This is a genomic window from Azovibrio restrictus DSM 23866 (genome assembly GCF_000429665.1).
Classification (GTDB): Bacteria; Pseudomonadota; Gammaproteobacteria; order Burkholderiales; family Rhodocyclaceae; genus Azovibrio; species Azovibrio restrictus.
The window spans coordinates 16,786-36,662 of sequence record NZ_AUCH01000017.1 but is presented as its reverse complement, the minus strand read 5'-3'; the positions used below and the strand labels follow the sequence as shown (position 1 = coordinate 36,662).

16 protein-coding genes are annotated in these 19,877 nt (G+C 61.8%); 8 read left to right on the top strand and 8 right to left on the bottom strand.

All coding sequences use genetic code 11. The features are described from left to right. The first annotated feature begins 70 nt into the window (after positions 1 to 70). From G474_RS0114300 to G474_RS0114290, 3 genes are read left to right on the top strand one after another with little or no spacing between them, the layout of a single operon-like run. Positions 71 to 583 carry an HvfX family Cu-binding RiPP maturation protein gene (locus tag G474_RS0114300; RefSeq protein ID WP_084513779.1) on the top strand — a complete coding sequence of 171 codons (513 nt, stop codon included), beginning with the start codon at positions 71 to 73 and terminating at the stop codon, positions 581 to 583. Then, positions 580 to 1,203: a sigma-70 family RNA polymerase sigma factor gene (locus G474_RS0114295; RefSeq protein WP_084513778.1), complete on the top strand. Its 624-nt coding sequence runs from the start codon at positions 580 to 582 to the stop codon at positions 1,201 to 1,203. Before G474_RS0114300 ends, G474_RS0114295 begins: the two co-directional genes overlap by 4 nt. Further along, on the top strand, positions 1,197 to 1,427 hold the full coding sequence (locus tag G474_RS0114290) for a zf-HC2 domain-containing protein (RefSeq protein WP_026687577.1): 231 nt from the start codon (positions 1,197 to 1,199) through the stop codon (positions 1,425 to 1,427). The genes G474_RS0114295 and G474_RS0114290 overlap by 7 nt, the downstream gene beginning before the upstream one ends. Before the next feature lie 717 nt (positions 1,428 to 2,144). Here the strand turns inward: G474_RS0114290 and G474_RS23505 are convergent. Both G474_RS23505 and G474_RS0114280 read right to left on the bottom strand, forming a co-directional pair. Continuing rightward, positions 2,145 to 2,735 carry a hypothetical protein gene (locus tag G474_RS23505; protein ID WP_156919276.1) on the bottom strand — a complete coding sequence of 197 codons (591 nt, stop codon included), beginning with the start codon at positions 2,733 to 2,735 and terminating at the stop codon, positions 2,145 to 2,147. A 339-nt stretch (positions 2,736 to 3,074) separates the two neighbouring features. Further along, positions 3,075 to 4,151 carry a hypothetical protein gene (locus tag G474_RS0114280; protein WP_026687575.1) on the bottom strand — a complete coding sequence of 359 codons (1,077 nt, stop codon included), beginning with the start codon at positions 4,149 to 4,151 and terminating at the stop codon, positions 3,075 to 3,077. A gap of 204 nt (positions 4,152 to 4,355) precedes the next feature. Between G474_RS0114280 and G474_RS0114275 the strand changes: the two genes are divergently transcribed. Next, a complete protein-coding gene (locus G474_RS0114275) occupies positions 4,356 to 5,327 on the top strand; it encodes an arsenic resistance protein (protein WP_026687574.1) in 972 nt (323 codons plus the stop codon). Between the two features lie 115 nt (positions 5,328 to 5,442). Next, positions 5,443 to 5,964, top strand: coding sequence for a hypothetical protein (locus G474_RS20900; RefSeq protein ID WP_051282311.1), 522 nt, complete (start codon positions 5,443 to 5,445; stop codon positions 5,962 to 5,964). Between the two features lie 133 nt (positions 5,965 to 6,097). Here G474_RS20900 and G474_RS24465 read toward each other — a convergent pair whose 3' ends face one another. The 3 genes from G474_RS24465 to gdhA all read right to left on the bottom strand — a co-directional run bounded on the left by G474_RS24465 (position 6,098) and on the right by gdhA (position 12,038). Beyond that, entirely contained in the window at positions 6,098 to 9,898 is a 3,801-nt protein-coding gene (locus tag G474_RS24465; RefSeq protein ID WP_084513777.1) for a calcium-binding protein, read from the bottom strand. A 277-nt stretch (positions 9,899 to 10,175) separates the two neighbouring features. Continuing rightward, the gene (locus G474_RS0114260; RefSeq protein WP_026687573.1) at positions 10,176 to 10,565 is read right to left on the bottom strand and encodes a DUF6858 family protein; all 390 of its coding nucleotides are present in this window, start codon (positions 10,563 to 10,565) and stop codon (positions 10,176 to 10,178) included. A 129-nt stretch (positions 10,566 to 10,694) separates the two neighbouring features. Then, on the bottom strand, positions 10,695 to 12,038 hold the full coding sequence (gene gdhA / locus G474_RS0114255) for an NADP-specific glutamate dehydrogenase (RefSeq protein ID WP_026687572.1): 1,344 nt from the start codon (positions 12,036 to 12,038) through the stop codon (positions 10,695 to 10,697). A 477-nt stretch (positions 12,039 to 12,515) separates the two neighbouring features. On the opposite strand from gdhA, the gene G474_RS20890 reads away from it, so the two are divergent. Continuing rightward, positions 12,516 to 13,493, top strand: a complete 978-nt coding sequence (locus G474_RS20890; protein ID WP_051282309.1) for a LysR family transcriptional regulator — start codon at positions 12,516 to 12,518, stop codon at positions 13,491 to 13,493. A 45-nt stretch (positions 13,494 to 13,538) separates the two neighbouring features. On the opposite strand, the gene G474_RS20885 is transcribed toward G474_RS20890, so the two are convergent. Genes G474_RS20885 through G474_RS0114235 form a run of 3 tightly spaced genes read right to left on the bottom strand, consistent with a single transcriptional unit; the run spans position 13,539 to position 18,038 of the window. Further along, positions 13,539 to 15,089: a mechanosensitive ion channel family protein gene (locus tag G474_RS20885; protein WP_084513776.1), complete on the bottom strand. Its 1,551-nt coding sequence runs from the start codon at positions 15,087 to 15,089 to the stop codon at positions 13,539 to 13,541. A gap of 7 nt (positions 15,090 to 15,096) precedes the next feature. After that, the gene (gene lolA / locus G474_RS0114240; protein WP_026687571.1) at positions 15,097 to 15,720 is read right to left on the bottom strand and encodes an outer membrane lipoprotein periplasmic chaperone LolA; all 624 of its coding nucleotides are present in this window, start codon (positions 15,718 to 15,720) and stop codon (positions 15,097 to 15,099) included. Further along, entirely contained in the window at positions 15,717 to 18,038 is a 2,322-nt protein-coding gene (locus G474_RS0114235; RefSeq protein ID WP_051282308.1) for a DNA translocase FtsK, read from the bottom strand. The genes lolA and G474_RS0114235 overlap by 4 nt, the downstream gene beginning before the upstream one ends. A gap of 193 nt (positions 18,039 to 18,231) precedes the next feature. Here G474_RS0114235 and trxB point away from each other — a divergent pair, with 193 nt between their 5' ends. Further along, positions 18,232 to 19,191 carry a thioredoxin-disulfide reductase gene (gene trxB, locus G474_RS0114230; protein ID WP_026687569.1) on the top strand — a complete coding sequence of 320 codons (960 nt, stop codon included), beginning with the start codon at positions 18,232 to 18,234 and terminating at the stop codon, positions 19,189 to 19,191. A 10-nt stretch (positions 19,192 to 19,201) separates the two neighbouring features. After that, a complete protein-coding gene (locus G474_RS0114225) occupies positions 19,202 to 19,846 on the top strand; it encodes a Smr/MutS family protein (RefSeq protein ID WP_084513775.1) in 645 nt (214 codons plus the stop codon). Positions 19,847 to 19,877 lie beyond the last annotated feature (31 nt).

Sequence of the window (19,877 nt, the reverse complement as noted above, 5' to 3'; positions counted from 1 at the left end):
AAAAACGGGGGCGGCTGTAAGTTTTTCGCCCCCGGCGCCGACCAAAGGAAAACCCTTCCGGAGTCGACGCATGTACAAGACACTGATCACCCCCATCCACCGCCTGCTCGCCGGCCTCGACCTGATCGGCCTGTGGCTCGGCCTGCTCGCGCTGCGCATCGTGCTCGGCTGGGAATACTTCGAAGCCGGGCGCGAAAAATTCCTCGGCGACAACTGGTTTGCCGATATCCAGGACCGTTTTCCCTTCCCGTTCAACCTCGTGCCGCCCGAAATCAGCTGGCAGATGGCCACCTGGTTCGAGCTGATCGGCGGCATCGCGCTGGTCCTCGGCCTGGCCACGCGCTTCTTCTCGCTGTCGCTGATCGTCCTCACCGTCGTCGCCATCCTCAGCGTGCACTGGCCGGAAAGCTGGCAGACGCTGGGCGAACTGCTGCAGGGCTACGCAATCAGCGACGACGGCCACGGCAACTACAAGCTGCCTGCGATCTTCCTCGCCATGCTGCTGCCGCTGGTCTTGCAGGGCCCCGGCCGGCTGTCGGTGGACCATTGGCTGCGCCGCCGGACGACGGCGGGCGGCGCTTGAGCTACCATGCCCCATATCCGCAGCCGACCGGGGAGCCTGCCATCATCGATAACGCCTTCGTCGAACACGTCCGCCGCGACATGCTGGCCTTCGCCCAGTTGCAGCTGCGCGATGCCGCGCTGGCCGAGGACGCCGTCCAGGACGCGCTGACCGCCGCCCTTACCGGCGGCCAGGAGTTCGCCGGCCGCTCGGCGCTGAAGACCTGGGTCTTCGGCATCCTGCGCCACAAGATCGTCGACCTGATCCGCCAGCAGTCACGAACGACGCCGATCTCCGCCTTCGGCGACGACGAGGACAGCCTGGACCAGGCCTTCGACAGCCTGTTCAAGGAAAATGCCCACTGGCAACCGGCGCACCGCCCGGCCGCCTGGGGCGACCCGGAAGCCTCGCTGCGCGACAAACACTTCTGGGCCGTCTTCGACGCCTGCCTGACCCACCTGCCCAAGAACACCGCGCGCGTTTTCATGATGCGCGAATTCCTCGAACTCGATACCGGCGAGGTGTGCACCGCCGCCGGCATCAGCACCAGCAACTGCCACGTCATCCTGCACCGCGCCCGCAGCGCCCTGCGCGGCTGCCTGGAGAAAAGCTGGTTCCTCGCCGGAGAACGCCCATGTTGAGCTGCAAGGACGCCACCCGCCGCATGTCGGAAGCCGAAGACCGCGAGCTTGCCCTGTCCGAACGCCTCGAACTCGGCATGCACCTCGCCCTGTGCAAGGGCTGCCGCAACTACCAGCAGCACCTGCACGTGCTACGCGAGGCTTGCAGGGAGTATCGGGAGGAACTGACAGGCGGGGAGGAGAAAGGTAAAAGCGGGGCCCCCGCGCCATCATCCGGGCGCTGATCAACCTTCAAAGCGCCGCGTGCTGAACGGCTTGAACCGGCCCCAAGGCAGCGCTCACGACTTTAGATGCAGCTTGAATCCACATCACCGTGATGGATGAACTGCCCCGTAGCTGGCTCCCAGGTGAAATGAACTTCGAGGCCCAGGTAGTCCTGTTCGGGCTGGCCGGACTGGGAGGGGAGCTCAAGGCAATGAACGAGGAAACTGAATCGGTACTCCCGGCTGCGGCCAACGCGCTGGAACCATGGTTCATCATTGACCCAATAGGACTCAGCGGCCAGGTAGTAACGACCAGACAAGCGACTGGGTACCGGGAAGGATCGAGGCTCCCTGTCGGCCGGGACCGACAGCCGATCAACGTAAGCCTGCACTGCCTCGAAAACAATGGCCAGGATATCTTCCCGCTGTGCCAGAAGGCGCGAATACTAGCCAGCGGGAAATGCCAAATCAATGTTCATCTCGAGCGGAGTGGCCCAGCCAGGCGTCGGTATGAGCAGCATCATTGGCAGCGGGAATCGATCAGGAGGTGGGAAAATAAAAAATCGGGGTAGAAATAAGCCTCGCGGTCTCTCTCCCGCATTATCGGACAAAGATCTCACGCATTCAGCAGTTCCATGAATATAATCCTTACCATAAAGGCTGAATATTTTGGGTTAAAGGTAAGAAAAACCAGATTTTTTGCAACGCCACTTCTGACCAATGCTCAGAATTGAGCGATCAGCGAGTGGCGATACTACTGACAAACCTTTTACGCAGATTTATCAGGATTCCATTCCTCATCTCAAGCTTTGCTCGAACATTTTCCCATTCGATAAAAACAGGAACTTGTTTTTCGACTTTGCCTTTTATAGAGAAGTAGGCAGTGAGACCAATGCTTTGAGAATTTGTATATTTTTTGTACCTACGAATCGCTGTCTCGACCGATGCGCGCGCTGCCTGCAGCGTAGGTGCGACTGTTTGCCGAACGAGTTTCTGGACGACTCCTAATGACTCAACGTAGACCCGTGAGGCATGTAGCTCAACGTAGACCCGTGAGGCATGTAGAAAGTCAACGGCGCGTCGATTCAAATCAGCTCTCACCTCAAAGAAATCTTGGTAGCTCGTTCGACATCGAACCATGTCAAGCGCCGCCAAGGAAAGAGCGGTTTGCTCGAGTTCGAGATAATTACCTATAAGCAGATCAAAATTCTCCTCAATCGGAAACCCAGCAACGAGCTTCCGCCTCGCATCAGAAAGTGCATCAAATTCCTTCTTCGTTATTCGAAGGGCCGGGGGCGGCGCAAGAACTGCTGGCTGCAAGTAATACACGTAACACCTAACCTATAAATTGAGCATGAACAGCAAATCTGCGGTACAAAACCACAGAATGAACCTACCGGAAACTAGCTTGCCATAAGATTCTAAAAGAATGATCCGTATTTTTACACAATTCCAAATCAGTCATGAAAAGCAGCAGCCCCTTCGCAGTATTTCCTAACCAGAAGCACGATTCTAATCGGCTACCTCAATATCTTCATCACAGTTTATGGATTGGCCGGAGCTTACTAAGGTGCGCACAGATGCTGTAGTGCCCTGCTGCTAAACGCGGAGCCGTGTAGACGTGTCCTTCCGCCCGCTCCAGCCCGACCTGCGGGCTGCACAGTCTCCTCACCCCGCCCCAGTCCTTTCGATCAGGCTGCGCAGATTCTCTCCTCCGGGCAGTTGAAAGCCGAGCCCGAGCGCCCGCACCTGCCAGTCGCCGCCGGGAGTCCAGCGCTGGAAGCCTTTCAGCACGCAGTCGGTGCCGCGCTTTTCGCCGGCTTCGGGCGGGGCGCCGAGCATCTGGGTATAGGGGGCCAGCCCCGGCTGTTCGAGGATCAGGTAGGCGCGCTCGCGGGGGATAGGCGCCACCGGGTCCACGCCGTCGGGACGGAGGGTGACGGTGAACTCGGCAGGCGGCGGCGCATTGGTGAAATCCAGCACTGGCGTGAATTCCGAGCGCTGCCGGGGGCCGAAGCCTTGTTCCCAGTGCAGGCGCAGGTAGGGCGGCGGCTCCCGGGACGACCACATGAGATGCAGGTCATTGCCGTCGGTGCAGTACATCGGATGGGCGATGCCCTGGTAGACCGGCCACAACCCGCCCTGGCGCTGTTCGACGGCAAGCAGCCGGGTATCCGGCGGCGCCAGCAGGGACTGGGTGTAGATCAGCCCGACGCCGGGTAGCTGGTAGCGCTGCACTGGCTGCACGGCGTGGCGCAGCTGGATGTTGTCGGCCGGCAGCGTACGCTGGCTGCCGATCTCCCGGGCAGCGGCGCGAAGCGGCGCTTCGGCGGCGAAGAAGGCGGTACCGGGAATGGCCAGGATAGCCAGTCCGCTGACCGCCAGGGCCAGACTCTCGCCCGGCGTCAGCAGCGGCCTCGCCCAGCGGCCGGCCAGCAGGTGGCTGCCGAACCAGAGCGGCGGGGCGATGAAGAGCAGAACTCCGTAGAACACCGCCAGGGCCTCCGGGCCGCCGACGCTGCGCGCCGGGACGATCAGCACGGCAAGCAGCAGCGGGGCCGCCAGCGCCGACACCAGGCGCACGAAGAGCCAGCCAGCGAGGCGCCCGGACCGCTTGAACCAGCGGCTTTCGAGCCAGAGCAGGCCAAGCATCAGAAGCAGCAGGCCGGCCGCCGTCAGCCACCAGAGCTGCCGTTGCCCGGAGGGCAGGCGCGAGAAGGTATCGAGGATTTGCTGCCATTCCATGCTTGGACTCCGGAAAATGCTGGGGACCAGCTGCCCGGTAGTTTAACCGCCGGCCAGACTTCCTTGCCGGCCCTGTAGCCCCCAGCCCAACCTGGCCCCGCCCTGCCGGTTCCGGTTTTTCCCCGATGCCGCCCCTGCTACCCGGTATATAATCATTCGCTTATAAAAATCAGCGGCCCCGGCCGCCTCCTGGAGAACTGTCCCATGTTGAGATTGCTGACCCTCCTGAACAAGAACCTGATCCTGGCCATTCCCGTGGTCATGGTGCTGGGTTTCGGGTTCGGGCTTGCCTTTCCCGGTACCTGGCTCAAGGCCCTGATCATTCCCCTGACCTTCCTCATGGTTTATCCCATGATGGTCACCCTGAAGCTGGACAAGGTGCTGGAAGGCGGCGACGCCAAGGCCCAGCTCATGGCCCAGGTGATCAACTTCGGCATCATCCCCTTCGTAGCCTTCGGCCTGGGCCGCTACTTCTTTCCCGAGCAGCCCTACTACGCCATGGGTCTGCTGCTGGCGGCCCTGCTGCCCACCAGCGGCATGACCATTTCCTGGACCGGTTTTGCCGGGGGCAACCTGGGCGCCGCGGTGAAGATGACGGTGCTGGGCCTGATCCTGGGTTCCCTGGCCACGCCCTTCTATGTCCAGTGGCTGATGGGCGCCACAGTGCCGGTGGATCTCTGGGCCGTGTTCAGCCAGATCCTGTTCATCGTCTTCCTGCCCATGGTGGCGGGCCACCTGACCCGCAGCCAGCTGCTGAAGAAACACGGGCAGCAGCTGTTCCAGAAGGAATGGGCGCCCCGCTTCCCGCCCTTTTCCACCCTCGGGGTGCTGGGCATCGTCTTTGTCGCCATGGCCCTGAAGGCCGGACAACTGGTGGCCCGGCCTGGGGAACTGCTGGTACTGCTGCTGCCCCTGCTCTCCCTGTACGGTATCAACTACCTGCTCAGTACCCTGGTGGCCAAGCTGCTGCTGCCCCGGGGCGACGCCATCGCCCTGGTGTATGGCACGGTGATGCGTAACCTCTCCATCGCCCTGGCCCTGGCCATGAACGCCTTCGGCCCCGCCGGCTCCGATGCGGCCCTGGTGATCACCCTGGCCTACATCATCCAGGTGCAGTCGGCGGCCTGGTACGTGAAGCTGACGGACAAGCTGTTCGGAGCCAAACCCGCCCAGTAAGTGACCAATAAGCGGACAACTAGACGGAAGAAACGGGGGGCGCAGGAATGCGCCTCCGCCGTTCCAGGAGCTGCCAATGGCATAATGGCGCCCCTTTTCCCTCCCGGTTGCCGCCATGAAGTACGCCATCCTGCTGTTCCCTGTCCTGCTCACCTGCTGGGGCCATGCCAGCGCCGGGGAAGAGCTGGCCTTCACCCACCTCCCCGTCCAGGCCGTGGCGGGAACAGCCCAGCACTTCTCCGCCCGGGGGAAGCGGGTGGAAATCCTGTTCCAGAGTTTCGCTGAGCCGGCCGACCCCGCAGTGGACGCCTTTCCGGAGCCTCCGGTGCGGCTGCGGGACAGGCAGGGGAATTCCATCTGCGACATCAGCCAGGGCGGCATCTGGGTGCGCAGCCAGGTCTATCTGGACCGCAGCGAACGCTATCTGCTGCTGAGCGAATACAGCGGCTCCTCCACCGATCTCGTCGCCTACGACACCCGCAACTGCCAGCCCATCAGACGCCTGGACGTCTCCGGCGCCCGCTGGGAAATCGAGGGTGCCAAAGCACGGCTGGGAGAGGAATGCAGCGGCGCGACCCTGCAGAGCTGCCAGCGCATCGGCCCCCTGGACCTGAGGATTTTTGTTTTCCCCGGTTAAGTGGCCCGACCGGGTAGCGCGGTAAAGCCCGGCAATACCACCGTTTCAGGCGGTTTTTTTCCATCTCCTGCGCCGCCATGAAAAACGCCTTCCCGGAGGAAGGCGTCGTCGCAATCAGCGTAGGGGTAATTGATCAGGCCAGATCCCAGCACCCGGCAATGACGGGGGCCAGCGCCTGCTGGTAGGCATCAGGCAGGACCGTTTGACCCGTGACAGGCACAGTGAAGGCAGCCATGGCGTCCACCAGGGTCTGGACATCCCCATCAGTCAGCACATCGCCATCATGGGTCTTGAACTGCTCGACCCGGTAAGCGTTGTTGGAATACCAGTTGCTCACGGTCATCTTGTCCTCGGTACCGATGATGCTGACTTCCAGGTTGGAACCCACCTTGCGGAACCACAGCTGCTCGGTGGAAATACCGGCACCAAACACCAGCGTATCGACATTAGCTGCAGTCGTGTCATAGTCATACACGCTGTCCTGCCCATCGCCACGATCGAGCCGGTAGGTGTCATTGCCAGCATTACCCTGCAAGGAATCATTCCCCAAACCGCCAATCAGCAGGTCGTTGCCGTCCCCACCATACAGGTAGTCGTTACCAGCCCCCCCCATCAGGGTATCGTTGCCGGCTTCACCGTACAGGTAATCTTGGCCATCATTCCCCATGAGGAGGTCATCCCCGGCTTTTCCATAGATGTAGTCATTCCCCGCCCCACCGGAAATCGTATCGGCCGTGGCATAGCCATAAAGGCTGTCGTTACCGGAGGTGGATTTAATGGCCATGGATTTGATGGTATTAAGATCCCAGACGGAACCATCGGCAAAGCGGATTTCTTCGATCAAGTAGGCACTATCTCCATCGTTATAGAAGTAATTGGATACTGTCACCTTGTCCGTACTGCCCACGATATTCAGGATCATGTAGTCCCCCGAACGGGTGATCCGTACATCGCTGGTACTGATCCCCGCTCCTAATTCGATGACATCCTTGTTTCCTGCAATGGTGTCATAGTCACCTACGATATCCTGACCATCACCACGGCTGAAACGGTAAATGTCGTTTCCGGCCTCGCCATACAAGTAGTCATTACCCACGCCACCAGTGAGAACTTCGCTACCTCCACCGCCATATAGGTAGTCATTACCCTCTTCTCCCATCAGCACGTCGCTGCCCTCACCTCCATATAGATTGTCATCATCCCCCCCTCCCTCCAGAGTATCGTTGCCGACATCACCGTACAGGTAATCCCTGCCTCCTTCCCCACGCAGCAGGTCATCCCCAGCTTTCCCATAGATATAGTCGTTACCCGCCCCACCAGAAATCGTATCTACAGTAGCGTAGCCATAGAGGGTGTCATTTCCATCGGTACTCTGGATGGCCAGTTCTTTAACCTTGTTCAAATCCCATACCGTGCCGTCGGCAAAACGGATTTCTTCGATCAAGTAGCCACTATCCCCATCGTTATAGAAGTAATTGGATACCGTCACCTTGTCTGTACTACCGACGATGTTCAGGATCATGTAGTCCCCAGAACGGGTAATCCGTACATCGCTAGTGCTGATTCCCGCTCCTAACTCGATGACATCTTTGTTTCCTGCAGCAGTATCGTTTTCACCTACAATATCCTGACCATCGCCGCGGCCAAAACGGTAAACGTCATTTCCGGCCTCGCCATACAAGTAGTCATTACCCACGCCACCAGTGAGAACTTCGCTACCTCCACCGCCATATAGGTAGTCATTCCCCTCTTTTCCCATCAGCACGTCGCTGCCTTCACCTCCGTATAGACTGTCATCATCCCCCCCTCCCTCCAGGGTATCGTTACCTGCTTCTCCATAGAGGTAATCCCTACCTCCATCCCCGCGCAGCAGGTCATCCCCGGCTTTCCCATAAATGGTGTCATTACCCGCCCCACCGGAAATCGTATCGGCCGTGGCGTAGCCATAGAGGGTGTCATTTCCATCGGCACTCTGGATGGCCAGTTCTTTAACCTTGTTCAAATCCCATACCGTACCGTCAGCAAAACGGATTTCCTCAATCAGATAGCCACCTTCCCCATCACCATTGAAGTAATTGGACGCTGTTATCTTATCCGTGCTGCCAACTATATTCAGAGTCATGGAATCGCCTGAGCGGGTTACCCGGATATCGCTCGTGGAAATTCCTGCACCCAGCTCAATCACATCCTTTTTTCCCGCAGTGGTGTCGTAACCATATATGACATCCTGACCATCACCACGGCCAAAACGGTAAATATCATTACCCCCTTGACCTTGCAAATTATCATCCCCATAACCACCGATAATAATATCGCTCCCTTCCCCACCATATAGCGTATCGTTACCGCCGTCCCCCCTCAGTACGTCGCTACCGTCTCCTCCATAGAGAATATCATCATCGGCCCCGCCCTCCAGGGTATCGCTACCCGCTTCTCCATAGAGGTAATCTCTGCCTCCATCCCCCCGCAGCAGGTCATCGCCGGCTTTTCCATAAATGGAGTCATTACCCGCCCCACCACAAATCGTATCGGCTGTAGCGTAGCCATAGAGGGTGTCATTTCCATCGGTACTCTGGATGGCCAGTTCTTTAACCTTGTTCAAATCCCATACCGTGCCGTCAGCAAAACGGATTTCTTCGATCAAGTAGCCACCATCTCCATCGTTATAGAAGTAATTGAATACTGTCACCTTGTCCGTACTGCCCACGATATTCAGGATCATGTAGTCCCCCGAACGGGTAATCCGTACATCGCTAGCGCTGATTCCCGCTCCTAACCCGATGACATCCTTGTTTCCCGCCGTGGTGTCGTAATCACCCACGTTATCCTGGCCATCGCCGCGGCTGAAACGGTAAATATCGTTTCCGGCCTCGCCATATAAGTAGTCATTACCCACGCCACCAACGAGAACGTCGCTCCCTCCACCAGCATAGAGAATATCGTTCCCTTCCCCACCCAACAGGGTATCGTCCCCCAGATCGCCGGAAATGTTGTCGTTGCCTTTTCCACCATCGATGACATCATGCCCCTCATGTCCTCTCATCGACTCGCCAGCATCGTTGCCCAGCACGATATCCCGAGAACTTGAACCTATGGCACCTTCGACCACATGCAGGGTTGCCATCAAGGCGGAAAGCTCGGGGTCGTTTTTGGCGTAGGCAGACCATTCCCGTAACAGATCCAGGGGCTCCCAGCCCAGATCGCGCAGGACATTGCCACCTGAATGCACCAGATCCGCCAGGTCCCCATAGGCCGCCAGGCGGTCTTCGGCCCAGCGGTCAGCCAGCATCTGTTTCAGCCCACTCAGGTCCGCCCCCCCGGGAGTCATGACGATGGTGTCCATATAGGGTTTCAGCCGAGTTTCCAGAGCCAGACCGTAGTACAAGGCATCTACCAATTCGTTGTAACTGGCCTCCAGCAAACCCACTTGATAATTGCTGACGGAGCAATACACATCAGGATTAAATTCAGAACCATAAAAGAAAGCTTGGTTAGCCCATAATCCTTTAATTGCCCCCTCACGATGATCATAATCGACAAACTGGTAACGATTAATAGATTCCGTTATTCTTATTAAATCTTTGATATGATTAAGATCACCAATCAAATCTTGTCTTCTCGCATACTCATCTGCACTTAACATATATCCATCATTACTGCCACCCGCCTCTGATTCTGGCGCAAAAAGACCGTAAAGCCATTCTATATCTGCACTTCCAGCTCCTGGAGGAAGATAGCGAATCCCATCATCAAAAGAGATCGAATAGTTGGCGTTATCGACCCATTTGTCAAAAACCCCTTTGATTTTCCCCATATACTCATCCCTATCCAGAAGCCCGCAGGTCGCCAGTTTTTCAATATAGCCGGTAGCATATTGCTTGGCGCCCGCAACCATCTCGGATGAGTCGGAAAAACTGCTGTTGTAAGTTGCCATGGGTTCTCCAGTTGGGATCGTAGAAAAATCGCACGGGATACTACATTGACATCAAAGACAGCCACAATATCCATAAAGCCATAGACTCTGCCCTTCCCCACTTTCTGGTGCAGCAAGGGGAACAGGAGGTGGCAGCGCCCCCACAAAAGTGCGGGTGCGTGAGTTGCAGTTGCCAAGAGGGAAAGCGGCGGCGCCTGGGCAGGCAGCCCAGGAGGAGGCCGGCCGGAGGGACTTCCGGCCGGATCAGATGCAGCGCCCTAAATCGGGCAGATGGGAATTACTGGCGACGCAAGGCCTTGGTCCAGGCTTCCATGGCCTGGTTGGCGGGCTGCATGGGGGCTTCCATGAAGCTGATGATGAACTTGTCGCCCATGTCGGCGATGCCGATGGAGCGGGGGCGCACGGCCAGCATCTGGGGATTGGGGATGGCGAAACCGAAGCAGAAGATGATGTCCACGGCGGCCTGAAGGCCCTGGACCATTTCACCGCCGATGCGGCTGGTGTGGGCGTAGTGGTCGAACACGCCGATGAAATGCACTTTGGGATTCTCGGCGATCTTGCCCTTGTAGTATTCCACTAGGGCATCCACGCTTTGGTAGTCGGTCTCGATCTTGCCGATCTCGGCCACGAAGATGGGATATTTTTCCTGCAACAGGGTTTGTTTCATGAAACTTCCTCTAGGAAATTGTTGTAGTAGGGAGGCGAATATTAGCACTCTCTAATTCCAAGAGGCAGCCAGGGACAACCGTGTTACGCCGCCGTCCGGAGGCCCGCTCCGGGCGGCGGCGGACGGGATTTAGATCACCCCCTGGGCCAGCATGGCATCGGCCACCTTGACGAAGCCGGCGATGTTGGCGCCATTCACATAGCTCACCCGGCCGTCGGCGCCGCGGCCATACTCCAGGCAGGCTTCGTGGATGCCCACCATGATGCTGTGCAGGCGGCTGTCCACTTCCTCCCGGGGCCAGGACAGGCGCATGGCGTTCTGGCTCATTTCCAGGCCGGAGGTGGCAACCCCGCCGGCATTGCTGGCCTTGCCCGGCGCGTAGAGCACCCCGGCCTTTTCAAAGGTGCGCACGGCCCCGGCGGTGGAAGGCATGTTGGCCCCTTCGGCTACACAGCGCACGCCATTGGCCACCAGGGCGGCGGCGTCCTGCTCGTCCAGCTCGTTCTGGGTGGCGCAGGGCATGGCCACATCCACGGGAATCCGCCAGGGGCGCTGCCCCGGGAGGAAGGTGCAGCCGACCCGCCCGGCGTAGTCGCTGACCCGGCCATAGAGGTGATTCTTCACTTCCATCAACTGGGCCAGTTTCTCGGGAGTGAAACCCTCCTCGTCCAGGATGGTGCCGCTGGAGTCGGAAACGGTGACCACCCGGGCTCCCAGGGCCATGGCCTTTTCCACCGCGTACTGGGCCACGTTGCCGGCGCCGGAGACGCTCACCCGCAGGCCTTCCAGGCTTAACCCCTGCTGTTTCAGCATTTCCTGGGCGAAATAGACGGTGCCGTAGCCGGTGGCTTCCGGCCGGATCAGGGAGCCGCCGAAGCTCAAGCCCTTGCCGGTGAACACGCAGTCGGCCCGGTTGGAGAGCTTCTTCATCATGCCGGCCATGTAGCCCACTTCCCGGCCGCCGACGCCGATGTCCCCGGCGGGCACGTCGGTATCGGAACCCACGTGGCGGAACAGCTCGCTGACGAAAGCCTGGCAGAAACGCATCACCTCCCCGGGGCTGCGGCCCTTGGGATCGAAGTCGGAACCGCCCTTGCCGCCACCCATGGGCAGGGTGGTCAGGGCGTTCTTGAAGGTCTGCTCGAAGGCCAGGAACTTGAGGATGGATAGATTCACCGAGGGATGGAAGCGGATGCCACCCTTGTAGGGACCGATGGCGGAAGAGTGCTGGATGCGGTAGCCCCGGTTCACCTGCACGTCACCCTGGTCATTGACCCAGGACACCCGGAAGGAGATGGCCCGCTCCGGCTCCACCAAGCGGTCCAGCAGCCCCTGCTCGGCATAGCGGGGATGGGCCTGGATGAAAGGCCAGAGACTCTCGATGACCTCGGTGACCGCCTGGAGGAACTCGGGCTGACCCGGATTGCGGGCCTCCACATGGGCGATGAACGCTTCAAAGGACTTGTATTTCACGAACCAACCTCCTGCAGCAGGATATGAGAATGAAGGCGCCCCGAGGGGCGCCGGTAACAGGTTTGAGCAGAGGAGGCGCGGCCCGGGCCGCAGCCGGCAGGCGATGCGGTTCCGGCCAACGTCAGGTTCAGCCCCGGCTCGGGCCGGCGGCAGTGGAACCCGGGCAGACGGAGCCCGCTCCCGGGACAGAACCGGGGACCGGACCAGGGCGTATCCGGTCACCAAACGCAAACACATTGATTCCATATTGGAAACAATAGTAGGATTCAGCCTTACCCCGGAAGGCACCACACAGTATCCCGGGAGTCATGCAGAAAGAATTTCCAGCGCCGGGAACGGCGATGATATCCTGCACCAGATGTGCCTTTCAGGCCCGAAATGTACTCTGCAAATAAACAAGCCGTTTATGATAGGCAGAGCCACCAGGCTTGATAAGCCCAGGATCACGAATAACTAGGTTTCCAACTAAGAAACAAAATGCACGACATCAACGACATGCTGATCTTCGCCCAGGTGGTCAAGGCCAAGAGCTTTTCCGGCGCGGCCCAGCAACTGGACACTTCTAAATCCCGCATCAGCAAGGCCGTGGCCCGCCTGGAATCCAGCCTCGGGGTACGGCTCCTGCACCGCAGCACCCGCCGGCTCAGCCTGACGGAAATCGGCGCCGCCTATTTCGAGCACTGCGACCGGATACTGGAAGAGCTGAACCAGGCGGACAGCACTGTGCACCGCCTGCACCAGGAGCCCCGGGGCACCCTGAAGATCAGCACCTCCGTGGCCTTCGGCACCATGCACGTGGCCTCCGCCCTGCCCGGCTTCATGGCCCAGTACCCGGACCTGTCGGTGGACATGACCATTTCCGACCGTATGGTGGATCTGGCCGAGGAAGGCTACGACCTAGCCCTGCGCATCACCGCGGAACCCGGCCTCAACCTGGTGGCCCGGCGCCTGGCGCCGATCCGCCGGAAGATCTGCGCCAGCCCCGACTACCTGGCCCGGCGCGGCACCCCGGAAACCCCCCAGGACCTGGCCCGGCACAACTGCCTCGATTACACCTACATGAGCACCCAGGGTCAGTGGCGCCTCAAGGGCCCCCAGGGGGACATTGCCGTGCCCGTCTCGGGCACCCTGCGCATCAATGACGACGAAGCCCTCTCCCAGGCCGTGCTGGGCGGGCTGGGACTGGCCCTGCTACCCACCTTCATCGTGGGTCGGGAAATCCAGGCGGGCCGCCTGGTGGAAGTGCTGCCCGGCTACGTGCCGGTGGAACGCTTCCTCTATGCCGTGTATCTGCCCAACCGGCACCTGCCCCTGAAGGTCCATGCCTTCATCGAATATCTGGCCGAACGCTTCGGCAGCGAACCCTACTGGGATCGGGAAGATGGCCTGGCCCTGCAGGCTCCGGCCCTGGGCGGCGTCCTGCCGGTTTCGGGCCTGGCCTGCTGCGCGGATTGAAGCAGCCTGGATGTTGGCGCTGCCGCTACCAAAGGCAAGGTGCGGTCAGCTGCCCAGGGAGAAGAAGTGGCGGATGCGGCCGAGGATTTCGGCGCTGAAACGGGCCGGGTCGCGCTGGGGCGGCGGGCTGTCCTGCTGCTGCAGAGTCTGTTCCAGCTCCTGGCGCCGGGCGGCCAGGGTGCGGGACAGGCCTTCGGCGATTTCCGGCCGGGCCTGGAGGATGTCCTCGAACCCCGCCTTGTCCAGCCGGTAGCACTCCACCGCTGAAGCAGCCTTGACCGTGGCCGAGCGGGGGGCGCCAGTCATCAGCCCCATTTCGCCGAAGACGCTGCCCGTGGGCAGGGCGGAAACCCGCCGGCTGCCTTCGGCGCCATCCAGCCAGACCTCGGCTTCGCCACTCACCAGGATGTAGAGCCAGTGGGCCACCGCTCCCTGGCGGGTGATCACATCCCCGGCCTCGAAGGGGGTGTACATGAGCCGTTCCGCCAGGGCCGACAGCTCCTCCCCGGAAAGGCCGGAGAACAGTTCCACGCCCCCCAGGGCGTGCAGCCGGCGGGCCAGCTCCCGGGCATGCAGACGCTGCTCGTGGCTCTGGTTTTCCTTGATGATGTGGCGCGCCTCTTCGGGGATGGCGATGCGCATGCCGGCCCGCTGCAGGGCGGCAAAGACGTGCTGACGCACGGCGGAATCGGTGGGGTCATCCACCTGGGGATCGGTGAGCCAGTAGCGCAGGGCGTACTTGCCGTAACCGGCGGCAAACTCCATGAGCACACACTGGGGCGCCGGAGTCGGGGCCACCCGGGGAATGTCGGCCTGGCGGATGGCTTTTTCCACGGTTTCGATGACGTGACCCGGAGGCCACTGGTAATCGACACCGAACCAGATCCAGCGCCGCCAGCTGTATTCCCCGCCCCGGGCACCGATCACCGTGAAGCGGTTCTTCATGAGTACGCTATTGGGCACCACCACGGTCTCCCCGTTGCGGGTGATGACCCGGGTGTAGCGCCAGCGGATGTCCGTCACCTTGCCGGAAACCCCTTCCAGCACCACCCAGTCGCCGATTTCCACCGAATGATCCAGATGGATCGCGAGACCGCCGAGAATGTTGCCCAGGGTGTCCTGCATGGCGAAGGCGATCACTGCCGTCATCACCGCCGAGGTGGCGATGATGCCGGACAGGTCCATGCCCGCGTAACGCAGGCGGATGGCGCCCCAGACGAAATAGGCGAGGATCACCGTGATGTCTTCCAGGATGCGCGGCGCCGAGTAACCCAGGGCCGGCAGCAGGATGCGGAACAGCATCACCCCGCTCATGCGGATGATGGCGACGCCCACCCCGACGATGGCCAGCTCCATCAGGCCGGCGGCCAGGGTGCCCCAGCCCATGCCGTGCAGCAGCGCCGCCCCGGCCTGGCCAGCCAGGCAGAGCAGGAAGAACACCAGGGTCTGGCGCAGGGTGTAGCGCTCGCTGGGCAGGATGCGCCCCACCAGGAGCGCCAGGGCCAGGGTCAGCCCGATCACGTAGGGCTGCTCGTGGCGCCAGAAGAAGGACAGGCTGCGGGAGAGGAAGCCGCTCAGTTCGCCGAGGGCATCCATGGGAGGCTCACTCGCCGATCACGTCCGCCCCCTTGGGCGGCGTGAAGCGGAACAGGCTGGCAGCCAGGGCGGGATTGCGCTCCGGCTGGTGGAACCGCAGGGTGGTGGTCTGGCCGAAGTTATCGGACAGCTCCATGGCTTTCAGGTCCCCGTTCGCGGCAAACCCCAGGCGCACCTTGTCGAAGCCCGCCTCCTGGCTCCTGGGCCGGGCCTCGGCCCAGTTCAGGCCGTCGGCCTCCCCGCCTTCGCTCAGAACGAAGTTGCGCAGCATGTCGCTGCTGCCGGACAGGAGGGCCGCCGGGGTGTTCCCCAGAGCCTGATCCATCTTCTTCACGGTCACCTGCTCCAGCTCCGGATCATGGATCCAGACCTTCTGCCCGTCCCCCACCATCAGCTGGGGATAGGGCTTTTCCACCTCCCAGCGGAACTTGCCGGGCTTCTGGAAAGCCAGCCGGCCACTGGAGGCCTGGGGCCGGCGCCCGCTTTTGGAAAGCACCGACTGGGAAAACTCGGCCTTGAAGCTGCGGGTGCTGTCGAGGAACTGCTTCAGGGCATCCACGGCACCGGCGCTGGCCGGCAGGGGCAGGCTCAGGATCAGGGCACTGGCAAACAGGAACAGGCGACGTTTCATTCTTCTTCCTTGCGGGCCAGGACTTCCCGGCCGCCGCGGCCATCCATGGCGGAGACCAGGCCCGAGTGTTCCATGGCCTCGATGAGCCGGGCGGCCCGGTTGTAGCCGATGCGCAGGTGGCGCTGCACCAGGGAGATGGAGGCCCGGCGGTTTTTCAGCACCACCTCGACGGCCTGATCGTACAGGGGATCGTTTTCCGCGTCGCCCCCCTCCTCGCCGCCGGCGCCGCCGCCGCCCTCGTCGTCCAGGCTGGCGGTCAGGATGTCCTCGATGTAGTCGGGCGCTCCGGTCTGCTTCAGGTGTTCCACCACCCGGTGCACCTCGTCATCGGTGACGAAGGCCCCGTGCACCCGGGTCGGGTAGCCGGTGCCGGGGGCCAGGTAGAGCATGTCCCCCTGGCCCAGCAGATTCTCGGCGCCCATCTGGTCGAGGATGGTGCGGGAGTCGATCTTGCTGGACACCTGGAAGGAAATCCGGGTGGGAATGTTGGCCTTGATCAGGCCGGTGATCACATCCACGCTCGGGCGCTGGGTGGCCAGGATCAGGTGCAGGCCGGCGGCCCGGGCCTTCTGGGCCAGACGGGCAATCAGCTCCTCCACCTTCTTGCCCACCACCATCATCAGGTCGGCCAGCTCGTCGATCACCACCACGATATGGGGCAGCACGGTCAGGGGTTCCGGCGCCTCGGGCGTGAGGCTGAGGGGATTGGGAATGTGCTCGCCCTTCTTCTCCGCCTCGCGGATCTTGGCATTGAAGCCGGCCAGATTGCGCACCCCCATGGCGCTCATCAACTTGTAGCGCTTTTCCATTTCGCCGACGCACCAGTTCAAGGCATTGGCCGCCTGGCGCATGTCGGTGACCACCGGCGCCAGCAGATGGGGAATACCCTCGTAGATGGAGAGTTCCAGCATCTTGGGGTCGATCATGATCAGGCGCACGGTCTCCGGCTCGGACTTGTAGAGCAGGGAGAGGATCATGGCGTTGACCCCCACCGACTTGCCCGAACCGGTGGTACCGGCCACCAGCAGGTGGGGCATTTTGGCCAGGTCGGCGACCACGGGCTGGCCGCCGATGTCCTTGCCCAAAGTCACGGTCAGGGGGCTGCCCATGTCGTTCCAGGGTTTGCTGGAAATGATCTCCGCCAGCTTCACCGTCTGGCGGCGAGCATTGGGCAGCTCCAGGGCCATGCAGGACTTGCCCGGCACCGTCTCCACCACCCGGATGGACACCAGGGCCAGGGCCCGGGCCAGGTCCCGGGCCAGGTTTACGATCTGGGAGCCCTTGACCCCGGTGGCCGGATCAATCTCGTAGCGGGTGATCACCGGCCCGGGCAGGGCCGCCAGTACCTTCACCTGGACACCGAAGTCGGCCAGCTTGCGTTCGATCAGGCGGGAAGTGAATTCCAGGGTATCGGCCGCCACCGTCTCGGTGTGGGTCGGGGCCGGGTCCAGCAGATGCAGGGGCGGCAGCTGGCCGCCGATCAGGGCCTCGGGGAACAGGCTGGCCTGCTTTTCCCGCTCGATGCGCTTTTCCGCCTTGGGGGAAACCACCACTTCCACGGGGGCCGGGGGTTCGATGAACACGGGCTCCTGGAACTCCACCCGCTTCTTCTCCTCCTCCACCACCGCTTCCCGCTTTTGCGCCACGCTACGGCCGATGCGCTGATCCTGCCAGCGTTCGTAGAGACCGAAGACGGTCTGCCAGGCATTCTCCAGCCAGGCCCCCAGGCGCTCGAAGAACCACAGCCAGGACATGCCCGAAAACATGCTCCAGCCCACCGCCATGACCGCCAGCAGCAACAAGGTGGCGCCGGTGTACCCCATGGCTTCGCCCAGGGCGCCCCCCACCTCCACCCCCAGGAGCCCTCCCGGGGCCATGGGCAGCTGCAGCTGATGGGAACGGAAACGCAGGGATTCCAGGGCAGCACTGGCTGCCAGCAGCAGGGCGAAACCGGCCAGGGCGATCAGGAGCGGCCGGCGATCCACCTTTTCCCCGGCCTCGGCCCCGAAACCGTTCAAGTGCCGGTAGCCCCACCAGACGAACATGGCCAGGAGCACGATCCACCACCAGGCGGAAAAGCCGAACAGGAACAAGAGCAGGTCGGAAATCCAGGCCCCGGCGCGGCCGGCCGGGTTCTGCAGCACCGCGGCCCCGACGGCATGGGACCAGCCCGGATCCCCCGGGTGGTAGCCCCAGAGGGACAGGGCCAGGAACAGGGCCAGGGCCCCGATCAGCAGCCAGCGGGACTCCTGCAGCAGGGTGCCGATTTTCTCGGGCAAGGGGCTGGGATTGTCCAGCCGGCGGGAAGAAGCGGCCATGGGGAAGGCTCCAACATTAGTATTTTCTACTATTTCGAAAGCATCGACCCTGGGGGTCGTTACACTTAAATTTCATTCACTTAGAATGGAATTATAAAGCTTTGAGTGAAAATCACCAGCCGCCAGCGTTACCCAAGCCCCAGGTGCTGCAGCTATAATTTTGCGACCCGAACGCACCTACAAGAGAGATTCCATGACCCAAGCCACCCGCCACAGCCCCCTGCTCATCCTCGGCTCCGGCCCCGCCGGTTATACCGCCGCCGTCTATGCCGCCCGCGCCAACCTGAAACCGGTGCTGGTCACCGGCCTGGCCCAAGGGGGCCAGCTGATGACCACCACCGAGGTGGACAACTGGCCGGCGGATGCGCAAGGGGTCCAGGGGCCCGAGCTGATGGCCCGCTTCGAGCAGCACGCCCGCCGCTTCGACACCGAAATCATCTTCGACCACATCCACACGGTGCAGCTGCAGCAAAAGCCCTTCACCCTGATCGGCGACGCCGGCACCTACACCTGCGACGCCCTGATCATCGCCACGGGCGCCTCCGCCATGTACCTGGGCCTGCCCTCCGAAGAAAAGTTCATGGGCAAGGGCGTCTCCGCCTGCGCCACCTGTGACGGTTTCTTTTACCGCAACAAGCCCGTGGCCGTGGTGGGCGGCGGCAACACCGCCGTGGAAGAAGCCCTGTACCTGGCCAACATCGCCAGCCACGTGACCCTGATCCACCGCCGGGAAAAGTTCAAGGCCGAGAAAATCATGGTGGACAAGCTCTACCAGAAGGTGGAAGAAGGCAAGATCACCCTGCTGCTGGATTCCGTGCTGGACGAAGTGCTGGGCGACAACACCGGCGTCACCGGCCTCAAGGTGAAGAACGTGAAGAGCGGCGCCGTCCAGGAAGTGGCCGTGCCCGGGGTGTTCATCGCCATCGGCCACAAGCCCAATACCGACATCTTCGCCGGCCAGCTGGAAATGGATAACGGCTACCTGGTGACCCAGGGCGGCCGCCACGGCAATGCCACCCAGACCAGCATCGAGGGGGTGTTCGCCGCCGGCGACGTCCAGGACCAGATCTACAAGCAGGCCATCACCAGTGCCGCCACCGGTTGCCAGGCAGCCCTCGACGCCGAGCGCTACCTGGACAATCTGGGTCACTGAGACCCGGATCATGGCGCGGCGGCGCGCCCTGCACCCCGCGTTCGACGCCCTGGCCGGACTCACCAAGCACCCGGCCCGGGCGCCCCGCAAACCCCGCAACACGGCTCCCCGCCCCCTTCCTCCCAGGGACCAGGAACTGTTCCGTGCCGCCATGGAAGGGGTGCGCCCCCTGCCCCCTTCGGACCGGGCCGAACTGGACCTGCCCAAACCCCGGCCCCAGCCCCTGCAACGCCGCCAGGATGACGCGGCCGCCCTGGCGGAAGCCCTGCTGGGGCCCCTCTCCTTCGAAGACCGGCTGGAAATGGGCATCGAAGATGCCTTCCTGCGCCCCGGCCTGCCGCGCCGCCTCCTTTCCGACCTGCGCAAGGGCCGCTGGGTAATCCAGGCGGAACTGGACCTGCACGGCCTGACCCGGGAGGAAGCCCGGGAAGAACTGGCCCATTTCCTCGCCACCTGTCTGATCCAGGGTTACCGCTGCGTGCGCATCATCCACGGCAAAGGGCTCTCCTCCCCCGGCGGAGAATCGGTGTTGAAAGCCCTGTCCCGCCACTGGCTGGCCCGGCGCGATGCAATTCTGGCCTTCTGCCAGGCCAAACCCCACGACGGCGGCGAAGGGGCGCTGCTGGCCCTGCTCAAGGCCCCCCGCTTCAAATAATTCCCCGACACCCGGCCTGCGCCCGGCCGGA